At 60.7% G+C, this 15,963-nt stretch carries 18 protein-coding genes; 15 read left to right on the top strand and 3 right to left on the bottom strand.

Annotated elements, in window-relative coordinates:
* Positions 1-52: 52 nt before the first annotated feature.
* Positions 53-964 carry a nucleotidyltransferase and HEPN domain-containing protein gene (locus ACQ5BM_RS13505; protein WP_429811772.1) on the top strand — a complete coding sequence of 304 codons (912 nt, stop codon included), beginning with the start codon at positions 53-55 and terminating at the stop codon, positions 962-964.
* 183 nt (positions 965-1,147) lie between these two features.
* Here ACQ5BM_RS13505 and ACQ5BM_RS13510 read toward each other — a convergent pair whose 3' ends face one another.
* The gene (locus ACQ5BM_RS13510; RefSeq protein ID WP_429811774.1) at positions 1,148-1,342 is read right to left on the bottom strand and encodes a hypothetical protein; all 195 of its coding nucleotides are present in this window, start codon (positions 1,340-1,342) and stop codon (positions 1,148-1,150) included.
* A gap of 174 nt (positions 1,343-1,516) precedes the next feature.
* On the opposite strand from ACQ5BM_RS13510, the gene ACQ5BM_RS13515 reads away from it, so the two are divergent.
* Both ACQ5BM_RS13515 and ACQ5BM_RS13520 read left to right on the top strand, forming a co-directional pair.
* Positions 1,517-1,813: a DUF1778 domain-containing protein gene (locus tag ACQ5BM_RS13515; protein ID WP_429811776.1), complete on the top strand. Its 297-nt coding sequence runs from the start codon at positions 1,517-1,519 to the stop codon at positions 1,811-1,813.
* Positions 1,810-2,307 carry a GNAT family N-acetyltransferase gene (locus ACQ5BM_RS13520; RefSeq protein WP_429811779.1) on the top strand — a complete coding sequence of 166 codons (498 nt, stop codon included), beginning with the start codon at positions 1,810-1,812 and terminating at the stop codon, positions 2,305-2,307. Before ACQ5BM_RS13515 ends, ACQ5BM_RS13520 begins: the two co-directional genes overlap by 4 nt.
* Positions 2,308-2,610: 303 nt before the next feature.
* Here ACQ5BM_RS13520 and ACQ5BM_RS13525 read toward each other — a convergent pair whose 3' ends face one another.
* Both ACQ5BM_RS13525 and ACQ5BM_RS13530 read right to left on the bottom strand, forming a co-directional pair.
* Positions 2,611-3,468: an amidohydrolase family protein gene (locus tag ACQ5BM_RS13525; RefSeq protein ID WP_429811782.1), complete on the bottom strand. Its 858-nt coding sequence runs from the start codon at positions 3,466-3,468 to the stop codon at positions 2,611-2,613.
* Between the two features lie 78 nt (positions 3,469-3,546).
* On the bottom strand, positions 3,547-4,335 hold the full coding sequence (locus ACQ5BM_RS13530) for an IclR family transcriptional regulator (RefSeq protein ID WP_429811784.1): 789 nt from the start codon (positions 4,333-4,335) through the stop codon (positions 3,547-3,549).
* 166 nt (positions 4,336-4,501) lie between these two features.
* Here ACQ5BM_RS13530 and ACQ5BM_RS13535 point away from each other — a divergent pair, with 166 nt between their 5' ends.
* The 12 genes from ACQ5BM_RS13535 to ACQ5BM_RS13590 all read left to right on the top strand — a co-directional run bounded on the left by ACQ5BM_RS13535 (position 4,502) and on the right by ACQ5BM_RS13590 (position 15,890).
* Complete coding sequence (locus ACQ5BM_RS13535) at positions 4,502-5,821, top strand: ABC transporter substrate-binding protein (RefSeq protein ID WP_429811786.1); 1,320 nt, start codon at positions 4,502-4,504, stop codon at positions 5,819-5,821.
* Positions 5,822-5,903: 82 nt separating this feature from the next.
* The gene (locus tag ACQ5BM_RS13540) at positions 5,904-6,800 is read left to right on the top strand and encodes a carbohydrate ABC transporter permease (protein ID WP_429811788.1); all 897 of its coding nucleotides are present in this window, start codon (positions 5,904-5,906) and stop codon (positions 6,798-6,800) included.
* Positions 6,800-7,666: a carbohydrate ABC transporter permease gene (locus ACQ5BM_RS13545; RefSeq protein ID WP_429811791.1), complete on the top strand. Its 867-nt coding sequence runs from the start codon at positions 6,800-6,802 to the stop codon at positions 7,664-7,666. Before ACQ5BM_RS13540 ends, ACQ5BM_RS13545 begins: the two co-directional genes overlap by 1 nt.
* Before the next feature lie 6 nt (positions 7,667-7,672).
* Positions 7,673-8,770: an ABC transporter ATP-binding protein gene (locus ACQ5BM_RS13550; protein ID WP_429811793.1), complete on the top strand. Its 1,098-nt coding sequence runs from the start codon at positions 7,673-7,675 to the stop codon at positions 8,768-8,770.
* Position 8,771: 1 nt separating this feature from the next.
* On the top strand, positions 8,772-9,884 hold the full coding sequence (locus tag ACQ5BM_RS13555; RefSeq protein ID WP_429811795.1) for a mandelate racemase/muconate lactonizing enzyme family protein: 1,113 nt from the start codon (positions 8,772-8,774) through the stop codon (positions 9,882-9,884).
* Between the two features lie 71 nt (positions 9,885-9,955).
* Positions 9,956-10,285 carry an L-rhamnose mutarotase gene (locus ACQ5BM_RS13560; protein WP_429811797.1) on the top strand — a complete coding sequence of 110 codons (330 nt, stop codon included), beginning with the start codon at positions 9,956-9,958 and terminating at the stop codon, positions 10,283-10,285.
* A complete protein-coding gene (locus ACQ5BM_RS13565; RefSeq protein ID WP_429811799.1) occupies positions 10,278-11,357 on the top strand; it encodes a Gfo/Idh/MocA family protein in 1,080 nt (359 codons plus the stop codon). The genes ACQ5BM_RS13560 and ACQ5BM_RS13565 overlap by 8 nt, the downstream gene beginning before the upstream one ends.
* A 1-nt stretch (position 11,358) precedes the next feature.
* The gene (locus ACQ5BM_RS13570) at positions 11,359-11,805 is read left to right on the top strand and encodes a MaoC/PaaZ C-terminal domain-containing protein (protein ID WP_429811801.1); all 447 of its coding nucleotides are present in this window, start codon (positions 11,359-11,361) and stop codon (positions 11,803-11,805) included.
* A gap of 10 nt (positions 11,806-11,815) precedes the next feature.
* Positions 11,816-12,550, top strand: a complete 735-nt coding sequence (locus ACQ5BM_RS13575) for an SDR family oxidoreductase (protein WP_429811802.1) — start codon at positions 11,816-11,818, stop codon at positions 12,548-12,550.
* 24 nt (positions 12,551-12,574) lie between these two features.
* Positions 12,575-13,420, top strand: a complete 846-nt coding sequence (locus ACQ5BM_RS13580; RefSeq protein ID WP_429811804.1) for a fumarylacetoacetate hydrolase family protein — start codon at positions 12,575-12,577, stop codon at positions 13,418-13,420.
* Between the two features lie 21 nt (positions 13,421-13,441).
* Positions 13,442-14,719 (top strand): L-fuconate dehydratase, encoded by a 1,278-nt coding sequence (locus ACQ5BM_RS13585; protein WP_429811806.1) that lies wholly within the window; start codon positions 13,442-13,444, stop codon positions 14,717-14,719.
* A gap of 193 nt (positions 14,720-14,912) precedes the next feature.
* Positions 14,913-15,890, top strand: coding sequence for a C4-dicarboxylate TRAP transporter substrate-binding protein (locus ACQ5BM_RS13590; RefSeq protein WP_429811808.1), 978 nt, complete (start codon positions 14,913-14,915; stop codon positions 15,888-15,890).
* Positions 15,891-15,963: the final 73 nt, after the last annotated feature.

The following is a 15,963-nucleotide window of genomic DNA, read 5'->3' on the forward strand; positions in this document are numbered from 1 at the left end:
ACTCATAATTCCAGTAGTAGACGAGGAGTCGTCTTTATCCTATCGGTTGAGTATGAAAACGAGCCTGGAACATCTTCCCGAGAAGAAGCAGCGCGAGGTTGCCCGCGTCGTGGAGATCATCCACGAGGAGTTTGCCGATGCGCTCGAGGGTGGCTCGGCTGACTTCAAGAAGCGCGGGCGGATCCTGAAGATCATCCTCTTCGGCTCCTATGCCCGTGGCACCTTTGTTGACGAACCGCACACGATGAAGGGCTATCGCTCGGATTACGATATCCTCGTCATCGTCAATTCAAAGAAGCTCGCAGAACCGGAATATTGGGACAAGGCGACCGACCGTCTGATGTGGGACAAGGGAGTCTCGACGCCGGTTGGGCTGATCGTCCATGGCGCCCGGGAGGTGAACAACTTCCTTGCGGACGGGCAATACTTCTTCGTCGACATTCTGCGTGAGGGCATCGCGCTCTACGAACTCGACGACCGGCCATTGGCCGAACCGAAACAACTCTCGCCTGCCGATGCGCTCAGGGTGGCGAACGAGCATTTTGAAAGGCATTTCGCGAATGCAACGGACTTCGCGGATGGCAGTCGGTTCTACCTAGGAAAATCAAATCTCGCCCTGGCAGCTTTTGTTCTCCATCAGGCTGTTGAGACGGCGTATTCCTGCCTTCTCCTCACCCTAACCAACTACAGCCCGCCGTCGCACAACCTCAAATTTCTCCGCGGTCTCGCCGAAGACCGTGATCAGCGGCTCGTCGAAGCCTGGCCGCGGGACCAGCATCGCTATACCGCCTGGTACAACGTTCTCAACGAAGCCTATGTGAAGGCACGCTACTCCAAGCACTTCGAGATCACCGAAGAAGCGCTGGCTTGGCTCATCGAGCGGACCGAACATCTCCACCGCCTCATCGAGGTGATTTGCAAGGAACGGCTCACCGAGCTGGCTCGGGTATTGGGCGCCACCTGAGTCCACGTCTCGGTCGGGGACCAATGGACGGGTCGGAGTTTCGACCACGTTTACGGCCTGGACTGCGTATGACTGAGAAACGTTCTCAGGTGGCAGGGTCGCAAACCGTCCCGTCTTCGCAGCATTGGCTTCTGTTGGTTGTGGTTGGCACCAAACGAGGTGATTTTGGGGTTAAAACCGTCACTATCGATACTGGCGCCGCAGTTCGGCGTCGGATGGTTTTCCGAGATCCTGGCCCTGGCCGCCGATGGTGCCGGAGATCGGGGTTTCCAGATGCAGGGTCGAGCAAATGAGCGTTGCCTTTCCCGAGCCGCTTTCGCCCTGGGTACTTGCGTCGGCGTCCACGGCTTCGACCGCTTCGACGGCGCCGATAGCCATTACGGCTTATGGGGTTCCTGCAAATCGGGAAGCTTGGGTTGTATTCCCATCAAGGCGTGCAATGAATCTCATGCGGCTGAAATAACCCAAGACCAATATGTAATGACATCATCTTTACGGGTGTTGTAAAGATGATGTCATTACGCTATCTAAGGGGTGCAGAAAGGAGTTTCCATGGCCACCTCGCGCGCGAGTAAAAGTGCGGACGCAAGCGTGCCGCTAAATATGAGAATCAAGCCTGCGACACGCAACTTGATCGACCGAGCCGCCGAGCTGCTTGGTAAGACGCGCACGGATTTCATGCTTGAGGCTTCCGAGCGCCGCGCCGAGGAAGTACTGCTAGACCGTTCCGTATTCACGGTCAGCCCCGAACTCTATGCCGAGTATCTTGCCAGGCTCGATGCGCCCGCGCAAACAAATGAGCGTCTGAAACGCACCATGTCGACCAAAGCGCCGTGGGATGAGGCGTGACTCTTAACGCACCGACGCCGCTTGCCGATCAGCATGAACTGACAGACTTTAATTCCGCAGTGCCTGAACTAGACGACTGGCTGCGTCGCCGCGCCCGTACCAATCAGATTGGCGGCGCATCGCGAACATTCGTCGTGTGTGAAGGAAACCGCGTCATCGCCTATTATGCACTCGCCTCCGGCGCGGTGAAGCAGCCGGAAGCACCTGGTCGCTTTCGACGCAACATGCCCGATCCAATTCCTGTTGCCGTGCTTGGCCGCCTCGCTATTGATGCGGGCTATCAGGGACGCGGTATCGGCAGAGCGTTAGTGCGCGACGCAGGGTTGCGCCTGCTCAATGCCGCAGAGATCCTTGGTATCCGCGGCGTGCTGGTGCATGCAATTTCCGAGGACGCGAGGGCCTTCTATGAGGCGGTCGGCTTCCTGCCTTCGCCATCGGACCCGATGGTGCTTATGGTAGGGTTACATGATCTCAAAAGCGCGCTCAGCTTCTAATCGCAGCTTGTGAACAATCAGCACCGATTGGTCAGGTATGTTTGCGTGCTGCTCCAAGCAAGCGCGATGAGATCCGGATTTCCGCCGGCGGGCATGCAGTCGACGGCCTGCGAAAACCCAACGATCGCGCGTTCGAACTGGACGCGATCGTCTCGGCCCGGATATTGTCCATGTGAACCATGAAATAGGCCTGCACCTTGTGCGTCATGCGCCCGAGGTCAGTCGCCATGATGTAGCCCTGGATGCAGCTTTCCATGATCCGCCGCGGTCAATTTCGTCCGCGCAATTCCGGACGGAAACCGTTCACACTTTCTTGGAATTGCTCTCACCGAGCCTCCAGATCCGGAGTGCATTGTCGGCGAGCAGCTTGCGTTTCTCGTCCGCGCTGCAGCCTTCGAGCAGGGCGTGGGTCGCGCCGACCCAGGTTGAAAGGTTTCCGCCGAGCGTGCAGACCGGCCAGTCGCTTCCCCAGACTACCCGATCCCAGCCGAAGATGCGGATCGTATGTTCGACATAGGGGCGCAGCGTCTCGACCCGCCAAGCCTCGTCGGCATAAGCGACGACGCCCGAGATTTTCGCCGTGACATTTGGTCGTCGCGCAATCTCGCTCATCTGATCGCGCCAGGGATGCTCGGCGCCGGCGCGAATGTCGGGAACGCCGCAATGGTCGAGGATGAATTGAACGTCGGGTGCCAGATCGACAAGTGCGATCGCCTTCGGGATCTGGTGCGGCAAGACGCAGAGGTCGAAGGTGAAGCGGCGCCCGCCGAGCCTGCGGATGTTGTCGCGAAAGCGCGACGCTTCGGACAGGTCATCCGGCATGACATGCAGCACGCGGCGGAAGCCTTTGACGAAAACGTTTGCGTCCTGCCGCTCGAGATAAGCCTCGAACCCATCGTCTTCGGGCCGGCAGGCGGCGATGGCGCCCTTGAGTAGGCTTTCCGGATCTTGTGCGAGCCGTTCTATTTCTGCCGTTTCCTCCTCGATCTCCGAAGGGGCGACATCGACCTCCATGTGCAGGCTTGCCTCGATGCCAAGCCGCCGCGCCTCGCGCTCATAGGTCGCGTAAAGGAAGTCATGGTCGAGCGCCGGCACACCGGAGAGCCAGGGATAGGTGAGCTTCGACCTGTCGATGAGGTGAAGATGGGTGTCGATGATCAAGGCGCTTCTCCCTCCGGATAGAACTCTTACATAAGAATTGGCTATTCAAATAAGAATTAGTGCCGTCGGCCGTGGCCGTCAATCGGCTGCCGGAGCCACGTCTGAACCTGCGAGAGTCGACAATTGTTCGGCGGTCTTCAGCAGCAAGGCTATCGTTTCGGTAATGTCGGGAGCCGAAGGCGCATTGACCAGAGCGATATAGGGTACTGTCAGTGCGGCGATGCCGCGGCCATCGGGGCCGAGGATCGGCGCCGACAGGTTATAGACGCCCGCCGTCTGGGCGCTTGCCATCATCTCGTAGCCGCGTTCGCGAATCTGGTCGAGACGCGCGTAGAACTCCGACCCGCGCGGGACCTCGTCTTTGCTCTTAGCGTGTTCGGCGATCATCATCTCGCGCTCTTCGGCTGAGCGGAAGGCAAGCAGGATATGGCCGGAACCGGTGTCGAACAGGCTGATGTGCGAGCCGACCCGGATCGAGATGCCCCAGTAATCAGGCGCTTCCTGCTGGGCGATCACCACGGCCGAGCCACGGTCGAAGACAGCGAGGTGGTTCGCCTGCTTGGAGCGTTGCGCCAGATCCCGCATCAGCGGCGTTGCATAGGACGCGAGCCTGCGCACCGGCGCATGGAGTTGCGAAAGTCCGAACAGTTTCAAGGTCAGGGAATAGCGGTCGCCGTCGATGCGGGTGACGTAGCCGCGTCGCACCAACCGGTCGAGCATGCGGTAAAACTCGTTGGGGCTGCGGTTCAGGCGCTTGGAAATCTCGGCCTGCGTCAGGCCGCCGTCAACGCTGGCAAGCAGCTCGAGAATGTCGAGCCCCTTGTCGAGGGCGGGCGCGCGATAGCGGTCAGACTCTTCGGTGTCCATGAGATCCCTCCTTGGTGAATATTCATATCCATATACGCAGAGAATGGCGTCGACAAAGGAAAGTTCGCCCTTGACGCTGGATAAATTTGTTGTTTGTATATGAATTAGTTTCTCACAAATGAGAACATCGCGTCGGGATGAGGGCGTGAACCTGGGAGGAGTGGAGATGAGAAGGCTGCTATCCGGCGTGTCCGCCGGTGTCATCATGCTTGCCGCAGGACTGGGGACGGCCATGGCCGCGGACCTGCCCGGCAAGTTTGAGGGCGTCACGATCGACGCCAAGCTGATCGGCGGACAACAATACGAGAAGCTCTACGAGCGTATCGGCGAGTGGGAGAAGGCGACCGGCGCCAAGGTCAACATCCTGTCGAAGAAGAACCACTTCGAGCTCGACAAGGAAATCAAGTCGGACATCGCGACCGGCGGCGTCAGCTGGTGCGTGGGCTCCAACCACTCTTCTTTCGCTCCGCAATATCCTGACATCTATACCGACCTGCTCGCGCTGTTGCCGCCCGAAGAGATCGCCAAGTTCGTGCCGGCCCTGATCGATGCCTCGACGCTCGACGGCAAATTGGTGATGCTGCCGCGTGCTCAGTTCGACGTGTCGGCGCTCTACTACCAGAAGAGCCTCTACCAGGACGAAGCCAAAAAGACTGCCTTCAAGGCGAAATACGGCTACGACCTCGCGCCGCCGGACACCTGGGCTCAGGTCAGCGACCAGGCCGAGTTCTTCTCAGCCCCGCCGAACTTCTACGGCACCCAGTTCGCCGGCAAGGAAGAGGCGATCAACGGCCGCTTCTATGAAATGCTGGTCGCCGAGGGTGGCGAATATCTGGACAAGGACGGCCGCCCGGCCTTCAATTCCGAAGCCGGCGTGCGGGCGCTCGACTGGTTCGTCAAGCTCTACAAGGACAAGGCGGTTCCGCCGGGCACCACCAACTATCTCTGGGATGACCTTGGCCAGGGCTTCGCGTCGGGCTCGATCGCCCTCAATCTCGACTGGCCTGGCTGGGCAAGCTTCTTCAACGACCCGAAGTCCTCCAAGGTTGCCGGCAATGTCGGCGTGAAGGTGCAGCCGGCCGGCTCCTCCGGCAAGCGCACTGGCTGGTCGGGCCATCACGGCTTCTCGGTCACCGAGGCTTGCGCCAACAAGGAGGCGGCCGCCTCGCTCGTCTGGTGGCTGACCAACGAGGACAGCCAGAAGCTGGAATCAGCGGCCGGGCCGTTGCCGACCCGCACCGCGGTCTGGGAATACAATATCAAGGCTGCCGCAGGCGACGCCTATAAGACTGAAGTGCTGCAGGCTTTCCAGGAAGCCGCCAAGCATGCATTCCCAGTTCCGAAAACGGCCGAGTGGATCGAAATTTCGAACGCCGTCTATCCGGAACTGCAGGCCGCCATCCTCGGCGACAAGACGTCGAAGGAAGCGCTCGACGCCGCCGCCGAAAAGGCGACCGGCATCCTGGAAGACGCCGGCAAGCTCTGACCGTGGCCAAGGAGGCGGCGCCGGTGCCTTCGGGCTCTGCGGCGGCGCCTCAGCCATTTCATGCAATCCTCAGGACTGCCCGATGAAGCTCAAGAAATTGTCAGCACCGGCCCTGCTTCTGCTTCCGGCCTTCGTCGTGCTCGCGGCGGTGATCGTTTTGCCGCTCATCTTTTCCTTCTATTCGAGCTTCACGCCCTTCCGCTTGACCAAGCCGGAGACGCTGTGGGTCTTTGTCGGCCTGCGTAACTACGCAACCGTGCTGGGTAACGCCGAGTTCTGGGTTGCTTTCGGCCGCACCGTGCTATTGCTGACTGTGGCGCTCAACGCCGAAATGCTGCTCGGTCTCGGGCTGGCGCTGCTCGTCAACAAGGCGACCCATGGTCAGCGCCTGCTGCGCACTGCGATGATGTTTCCGATGATGTTTTCGCCGGTGCTGGTGGGCTTCCAGTTCAAGTTCCTGTTCAACGACAATATCGGTTTCGTCAACAATGCGCTGCAGTCACTGGGTCTGACTGACCAGGCGATCCCCTGGCTGATCGACGGCAATCTCGCGCTCATCTCGATCATCATCGCCGAGGTCTGGTCGTCGACCGCCGTCTTTGCGATCCTGATCCTCGCCGGTCTGCTCGCCATGCCGAAGGACCCGGTGGAAGCCGCCCATGTCGATGGCTGCACGCCCTGGCAGACCTTCCGCTATGTCACCTGGCCCTATCTCATGCCTTTCGCCTTCATCGCAATGACGATCCGGTCGCTGGACGTGGCGCGGGCCTATGACATCGTCAAGATCATGACCGATGGCGGTCCGGCCAAGCGTACCGAGCTGCTTTGGACGCTCGTCGGCCGCACGGCCTATGCCGATGCCCGCATGGGGCTTGCCAACGCCATGGCCTATGTCGCGATCCTGCTGTCGATAGTCTTCACGGTCTATTTCTTCCGCAAGCTTGCCGCAGCGCGCCAGCAGATCGGAGCCGAGTGGTAATGGATATCAACGCCTCGCATCGTCTGCGCCGCCGCCTCTTGAAGGCCGGCCACCTGATCGGCCTGTTCCTGGCGATGCTCGTCATCTGCTTGCCCGGCCTCTGGATCGTACTTTCGTCGCTGCGCCCGACTGTCGAGATCATGGCAAAACCGCCGGTCTGGATCCCGGAAAACATTTCGCTCGAAGCCTATCGCGCCATGTTCTCGGGCGCAGGGCAGGGCGGCGTTCCCGTCTGGGACTATTTCCGCAATTCCCTGATCATCTCGGTGACGTCGACGGCGATCGCGCTCGCGATCGGCATGGCCGGCGGCTACGCGTTTGCGCGCTACCGCTTCAAGGCGAAGTCGGCGATCTTCCTCGGCTTCATGCTGACGCGGGCGGTGCCCGGCATTGCCCTGTCATTGCCGCTCTTCATGATCTACGCCCGCACCGGCATCATCGATACCCACTTCTCATTGATCCTGACCTATGTCGCACTCAACGTGCCCTTCACCATCTGGCTGATCGACGGCTTCTTCCGCCAGGTGCCGAAGGATCTCGCCGAGGCCGCGCAGATCGACGGCTGCACACCCTGGCAAGCATTCTGGCAGGTGGAGTTTCCGCTCGCAGGCCCCGGCATCGCTTCCGCCGGCATCTTCGCCTTCCTCACCTCCTGGAACGAGTATGCGCTTGCCTCGCAGATCACTCGCTCGGTCAATTCCAAGACCCTGCCGGTCGGGCTGCTCGACTATACCGCCGAATTCACCATCGACTGGCGCGGCATGTGTGCGCTTGCCGTTGTCATGATCATCCCGGCCCTGACCCTTACCTTCATCATTCAGAAGCACCTCGTCTCGGGCCTCACCTTCGGCGCGGTGAAAGGATAATCATTCATGGCTCCTGTCACCCTCAGGAAACTCGTCAAGCGCTACGGCGCGCTCGAGGTCGTCCACGGCATCGACCTTGAAGTGAAGGATCGCGAGTTCATCGCGCTCGTCGGCCCGTCCGGCTGCGGCAAGTCGACGACGCTGCGCATGATCGCAGGTCTCGAGGACGTCAGCGACGGTGCGATTGAGATCGGCGGCCGCAAGGTCAACGAACTGCCGCCGCGGGCGCGCAACATCTCCATGGTGTTCCAGTCCTATGCGCTCTATCCGCATATGACTGTCGCCGAGAACATGGGTTTCTCGCTGAAGATCGCCGGGCGCTCGCCGGATGAAATCAAGGCGCGTGTCGCCGAAGCCGCCGCCATTCTCGATCTCGGCCATCTCTTGGAGCGTCGTCCCTCGCAGCTTTCCGGGGGGCAGCGTCAACGCGTCGCCATGGGGCGCGCGATCGTGCGCCAGCCGGACGTCTTCCTGTTCGACGAACCCTTGTCGAACCTCGATGCGAAGCTGCGCACGCAGGTGCGCACCGAGATCAAGAAGTTGCATGCCCGCATGCAGGCGACGATGATCTACGTCACCCATGACCAGGTCGAGGCGATGACGCTGTCCGACCGGATCGTCATCATGCGCGACGGCCATATCGAGCAGGTTGGCACGCCGGAAGAGGTGTTCCAGCGCCCGGCCACCAAGTTCGTCGCCGGCTTCATCGGTTCGCCGCCGATGAACATGGACGAGGCGATCGTCGACAACGGTGCGCTGGTCTTTGTGAGCGGCGTCCGCCTGCCGATCCCGCCGCGATTTGCAAACGCGCTGCGTCCGGGCCGGAAGGTGACGTTTGGCCTCAGGCCCGACGATATCTATCCGAGCGGTCACGGCCTGCATGCCGGCGATCCGGCGGCCGTACACGAGGTCGAACTGCCGGTGTCGATCACCGAACCGCTCGGCAACGAGACGCTCGTCTTCATTCAATTCAATGGCCGCGACTGGGTCTCGCGCATGCTCAATCCGCGTCCGCTCGCTTCGGGCGAGAAGGTGCGCATGAGCTTCGATCTGTCGCGCGCGCATCTCTTCGACATCGAGACCGGCAAGGCTCTGGAAGGCTGACATGGCAAGAATCGAGAAAATTGAACTTCGCATGGTCGATTTGCCGCCGAAGGTGAAGCGGACTGATGCGATCCAGAGCTTCGTCAGCCAGGAAACGCCGATCGTCATCATCACCGATTCCGATGGCGCAACCGGCACCGGCTACAGCTATACGATCGGCACGGGCGGCTCCTCGGTGATGCGGCTGCTCTCCGATCATCTCGTACCGATCCTGATTGGCGAGGATGCCGATTGCATCGAGGCGATCTGGCACAAGATGGAATTTGCCACCCATGCGACGACCATCGGCGCGATAACAGCGCTGGCGCTGGCCGCAGTTGACACGGCCCTTTGGGACCTGCGTGCCAAAAAGCAGAAGCTGCCGCTCTGGAAGCTTGCCGGTGGCGCCAAGGAGAGCTGCCCGCTTTACACGACCGAGGGCGGCTGGCTGCATATCGAGAAGGAAGCGCTGGTCGAGGATGCGCTTGTCGCCAAGGCCAAAGGCTTTTCCGGTTCGAAGGTGAAGATCGGCAAGCCGCACGGGTCGGAGGATTATGATCGTCTGTCGGCGATGCGCAAGGCGCTCGGCGACGGCTTCGAGATCATGACCGACTGCAATCAGGGCTTTACCGTCGACGAAGCGGTCCGCCGCGCGTCACGGCTGAAGGAGCTCGATCTCGCCTGGATCGAGGAACCGCTGCCGGCCGACGATCTCGACGGCCACATCCGGCTGACACGCTCGACACCGACCCCGATCGCCGTCGGTGAATCCATGTATTCGATCCGTCATTTCCGCGAATACATGCAGAAGGGCGCCTGCTCGATCGTGCAGGTCGATGTCGCCCGCATTGGCGGCATTACGCCTTGGCTCAAGGTCGCACATGCGGCGGAAGCCTTCGACATTCCGGTCTGCCCGCACTTCCTGATGGAACTGCATGTCAGCCTCGTCTGCGCCGTGCCCAACGGCAAATATGTCGAATACATTCCGCAACTCGATGATCTGACGACCAAGGGCATGGAGATTCGCGACGGTCGCGCCGTCGCGCCGGCAGAGCCCGGTATCGGCATCGCCTGGGATTGGGACGCGGTCCGCTCTCGCTCGATCAGCGAATTCACCCGCGAGTTTCGTGGCTAGAGCAATTCCAGCAAAAGTGTGGAGCGGTTTTGCGTTCGGAATTGCGCAATACCAACAATGTGGAGGTCATCATGCAGCGAATGGGAATGGTGATCGGTCTCGAAGCGTCGAAGGTTGCCGAGTACAAGGCCTTGCATGCCGCTGTCTGGCCGGAGATCCTTAGCCTGATTTCCGAATGCAACGTCACCAACTACTCGATCTTCCTCAAGGAGCCGGAAAACCTGCTGTTCGGCTATTGGGAATATGTCGGCACCGATTTCGAAACGGACATGGCCAAGATGGCGGCGCATCCGAAGAACCAGGAATGGTGGTCGGTCTGCATGCCGTGCCAGAAGCCGCTTGAAACCAGAAAAGAGGACGAGTGGTGGGCGATGATGGAAGAGGTTTTCCATCATGGCTGAGCGTTTCGATCCTGGCACGCTCAGGCAGTGGTGGCCGAAGCCGAGCAAGCCACGACCGATCGTGATCTTCGGCGCTGGCAGCATCGTCGGTGATGCGCATCTGCCGGCCTATCGCAAGGCCGGGTTCCCCGTTGCCGGGATCTATGATCCGGACCATGCCAAGGCATTGCAGCTTGCGGAAACGTGGGGCATTCGCGCCTACTCAAGTGAGAACGAAGCGTTCGCGACCACCGATGCAATCTTCGATCTGGCGACGCCGCCTTCCGCGCATGCCGCCATCCTTGCCAAGCTGCCGATCGGCGCCGCGGCGCTGATCCAGAAACCCTTGGGCTCTGACCTCGAAGCGGCGACCATCATTCTCGAGATCTGCCGCGCGCGCAAGCTCAAGGCTGCCGTCAACTTCCAGCTTCGCTTCGCGCCGATGATGCTGGCTTTACAGGATGCCATCGCCAAGGGGCACCTCGGAGAGGTCGTCGATTTCGACGCCTGGCTGGCGCTTGCCACTCCCTGGGGCCTGTGGCCGTTCCTGAAAGGCCTGCCACGCATAGAGATCGCCATGCACTCGATCCACTATCTGGATCTGGTGCGTGGCCTGCTCGGCAATCCCTTGGGCGTGCATGCCAAGACGATCGGCCATCCGAACCATGGAGTCGCTCAGACGCGCACGGCTGCGATCCTCGACTATGGCACTCGCGTCCGCTGCGCGCTTTCGGTCAACCACGACCATGATTTCGGCCGCAAGTTCCAGGCCTGCGAATTCCGTATTTCCGGCACGTCCGGTGCCGCCTACGTCAAGCTCGGCGTCAATCTCGACTATCCCCGCGGCGAGCCGGATGAGCTCTGGATCCGGCCGGCAGGTTCCGCCGACTGGGTCGCCGTAGGGCTCGAAGGTGCATGGTTCCCCGATGCCTTCGTCAACCGCATGGCCAATCTGCAGCGCTTTGCTGCAGGCGAGGACGAGGAACTGATCGGCTCGGTGGAGGACGCCTGGCAGACGATGGCCCTGGTCGAGGCCGCCTATCAATCGAGTGCCGCGCCGGCAACGGCGATCGCGCCGCTTCCGGGACGCTGACATGTCAGAACAGATCATCCATTTCGAAGACTACAAGTTGGGACATGAGCGCCTGACGACGGGCCGCACGATTACCGAGACCGACTTCGTCGTTCATGCCGGCCACACCGGCGATTTCTTTCCGCACCACATGGATGCGGAGTTCGCCAAGACACTGCCGGGCGGCCAGCGTATTGCCCATGGCACCATGATCTTTTCGATCGGCGTGGGGCTCACCGCATCGCTGATCAATCCAGTTGCCTTTTCCTACGGCTATGATCGTCTGCGTTTCGTGCGTCCGGTCCATATCGGCGATACGATCCGCACCCGTGTGACGATATCCGCCAAGGAGGAGGATCCGAAACGGCCGAAATCGGGACGCGTCGTGGAACGGTTAGAAGTTATCAACCAGCGTGGCGAGGTCGTTCTCGCCGCCGACCACATCCTGGTCGTCGAACGCAAAGCATGAGGGATCAAAAATGACAGCGGATCTTAAAGGCAAGGTCGTCCTGATTACGGCTGCCGCTCAAGGCATCGGACGTGCTTCGGCCTTGGCCTTTGCAAAGGCCGGCGCGAAGGTTCACGCGACGGATATCAACGCGGAAGCGCTTGCGGCACTTGCCAAGGAAGCCGATGTCGCGACGCACCGGCTCGACGTCCTCGACACGCAAGCGGTCGAAGCGCTTGTCGCAAAGATTGGCGCCGTCGATGTCCTCTTCAACTGCGCCGGCTTCGTGCATGCGGGTTCGATCCTGGAGATGAAGGATTCCGATCTCGAATTCGCCCTCGACCTCAACGTCAAGGCGATGATCCGCACCATTCGCGCGGTGCTTCCGGGCATGCTCGAGCGCAAGGATGGCGCCATCATCAACATGGCTTCGGTCGCCTCCAGCATCAAGGGCGTGCCGAACCGGTTTGCTTATGGCGTGACCAAGGCAGCCGTCATTGGCCTCACCAAAGCCGTCGCCGCCGATTACGTCTCCCAGGGCATTCGCTGCAACGCCATTTGCCCAGGCACCGTTGAAAGCCCGTCGCTGCAGGATCGCATGCGGGCGCAGGGCGATTATGAGACGGCGCGAGCCGCCTTCATCGCCCGCCAGCCGATGGGCCGCCTCGGCACTCCGGAAGAGATCGCCGCGCTCGCCGTTCATCTTGCGAGCGCTACCTATACGACCGGCCAAGCCTATGCCATCGATGGCGGCTGGACCATCTGACCACCGAGTTCAAGGATTTAAGATATGAAGCTTCTGCGTTACGGCGTTCCGGGTCACGAAAAGCCGGGTATTCTCGATGCGAACGGCACGCTGCGTGACCTTTCCGGTCATGTGGCCGACCTCTCCGGTGCGGCACTCGATCCCGACAAACTGGCGGAACTGAAGTCGCTCGATCTTGCCGGTCTGCCTGCCGTTGTCGGCAACCAGCGGCTCGGCCCGTGTGTTGCCGGAACCGGCAAGTTCATCTGCATCGGCCTCAACTATTCCGATCACGCGGCTGAAACCGGCGCCACGGTTCCGCCGGAGCCGATCATCTTCATGAAGGCGACTTCGGCGATCGTCGGCCCCGATGACGATCTCTTGATCCCGCGCGGTTCGACCAAAACCGACTGGGAAGTCGAACTCGGCGTCGTCATCGGCCGCAAGGCGAAGTACGTGAGCGAAGCCGAAGCACTCGACTATGTCGCCGGCTACTGCGTTGTGCACGATGTCTCCGAGCGCGCCTTCCAGATCGAGCGGCAGGGCCAGTGGACCAAGGGCAAGTCCTGCGACACCTTCGGCCCGACCGGCCCCTGGCTGGTAACCAAGGACGAGGTGCCGGATCCGCAGAACTTGCCGATGTGGCTGAAGGTCAATGGCGAGACCATGCAGAACGGTTCCTCCAAGACCATGGTCTATGGCGTTGCCCATCTGGTCTCCTACCTGTCGCAGTTCATGTCGCTGCAGCCTGGTGACATCATCTCCACCGGCACGCCGCCCGGCGTCGGCATGGGCATGAAGCCGCCGCGTTATCTCAAGGCCGGCGATGTCGTCGAACTCGGCATCGAGGGCCTCGGCAGCCAGAAGCAGAACGTACGCGCGGACGATTAAGTTCTACCGACTGGAGTGACCATGACCCGCATCACCAATCTGCGCGTCTTCGACCTGCGCTTTCCAACCTCGCAGGGCCTCGACGGATCCGATGCCATGAACCCAGACCCGGACTATTCCGCGGCCTATGTCATCCTCGACACCGACAAGGAGGGCGTAGCGGGCCATGGTCTCACCTTTACGATCGGCCGGGGCAACGACATCTGCTGCATGGCAATCAGGGCCATGCAGCACCTGATCGTCGGTCAGGACACGGCGGACATCCTCGCCAATCCGGGCCGCTTCTGGCGGCACCTCACGAGCGACAGCCAGCTGCGCTGGATCGGTCCCGAAAAGGGGGCGATCCATCTCGCGACCGGCGCCGTGGTCAATGCCGTATGGGACCTGCTTGCCAAGGAGATCGGCAAACCCGTCTGGCGCCTGGTATCCGACATGTCGCCGGAAGAGATCGCCGATATCATCGACTATCGCTACATGACCGATGTGCTGACCCGCGACGAGGCGATCAACATCCTCAAGAAGGCCGAGCCAGGAAAGGCGGCCCGCATTGCGACGCTCGAGAGCGAAGGCTATGCCTGCTACACGACCTCGGCCGGCTGGCTCGGTTATGACGACGACAAGCTCAGGCGGCTTGCCCAGGAAGCGATCGATCAGGGTTTCAACCATATCAAGATGAAGGTCGGCCGCGATCTTGCCGACGACATCCGGCGGCTCACCATCGCACGCGAAGTGATCGGTCCGGACCGTTATCTGATGATCGATGCCAATCAGGTATGGGAGGTCGGTGAGGCGATCGATTGGGTGAAAGAGCTTGCCTTCGCAAAGCCGTTCTTCATCGAGGAGCCGACAAGCCCCGACGATGTCGCCGGTCACCGCAAGATCCGCGAGGCGATCGGGCCGGTGAAGGTCGCGACCGGCGAGATGTGCCAGAACCGCATCATGTTCAAGCAATTCATCGCCGAGGGTGCGATCGATATCGTCCAGATCGATAGTTGCCGCATGGGTGGGTTGAACGAGGTTTTGGCGGTGTTGCTGGTCGCGGCCAAATACGGTCTGCCCGTCTGGCCGCATGCCGGCGGAGTAGGGCTCTGCGAATACGTCCAGCATCTGTCGATGATCGACTACGTTGCCGTCTCCGGCACGAAAGAGGGGCGCGTCATCGAGTATGTCGACCATCTCCACGAACACTTCGTCGACCCGTGCGTGATTGAAAACGCGGCCTATATGCCGCCGCAAATGCCCGGCTTCTCGATCGAGATGAAGCCTCAGTCGATCGCGGACTACACATTCCGCGGGTGATGAAGAAGTTTATATAAGAATACATCATTCAGATTGTTAAAAGCCGGAGCGGTGACAGATCGCTCCGGCTTTTTGTTTTCATACCTGCCTCTTCCAACGGGCGGCATTGTGCTCTTGACGCTTAAGTTCATTCATGAATAGATCATTCATCCGTTGTGCATTCCGGAGGGGAGTCCGGAAAGAGGAGGAACTGATGAAGACCTTGATCGTCGCGGCCGCCATGGCCGCTCTTTCCTATTGCGGTATCGCCAACGCTCAGGAATACAGCCTGCGGTTCTCGACCTCGCAGGTGAACCCCAACGAACCGATCGTCAAAGCGATGAAGACCTATGCCGGGCGCGTCGGCCAACGTTCAGGCGGCCGCATCGCCATCACGGTGATGACCGGCGATCAGCTCGGGGCACAGAAGAAGGTCAACGAAATGGTCATGAGCGGCGCGAGCCTGCTCAGCGCTACGGACTATGGCCAACTCGGCCAGTTCGTGCCGGATCTGTCCATTCTGGCCGGCCCCTATGTCTATCCGGATCTGGCAGCGACCGATCGTCTCTTTGCGTCGGATCTCTACAAGGAGCTTTCCGGCAAGCTCGAGGCGCAGGGCATCAAGATCATCATGCCGAATGGCCTTTTCGGCTATCGCCATATCATCGCCAACAAGCCGGTTCGCTCACCGGCCGACCTTGCCGGTGTCACCATTCGCGTGCCGTCGTCGCCGATCATGATGGCCACCTTCGCCAACTATGGCGCCCGGCCGACGGAGTTGCCGTGGGGCGACGTTTACAACGCCCTGCAGACGGGTGTCGTCGACGCCGCCGAAGGTCCGTTCGGCTCGATCGCCGGCGCGAAGCTGAACGAAACCCGAAAGGTGATTTCGAAGACCGGGCACCAGATCATGTTCACGGCCTGGGTCGCTTCCAGCCAGTTCTTCAACGGCCTGCCGGAAGACCTGCAGAAGATCCTGATCGAGGAAGGCCGGACGATCGCCAAGGAACTGACTGAGATGACGCTCGAAACGGACGATGCCTACGCCAAGCAGCTCGCAGCTTCCGGCGTCGAGATCGTCACCGACATCGATATCCCGGCCTTCATCGAAGCCTCGCGTGCGGCTTACGAGAAGGTGCCGAATATCACACCTGGGATGTACGATCAGGTGCAGAAGGCAATGGCCGAGTAAGCGCTCGAGCGGGCGTGGCGCGCGGCCGCATTCATGCCGTCGGCTCGGCGTCGCCGCCATTCCCATTCCGCCC

The organism is Ensifer sp. B1-9 (genome assembly GCF_050474445.1).
GTDB lineage: Bacteria > Pseudomonadota > Alphaproteobacteria > Rhizobiales > Rhizobiaceae > Ensifer.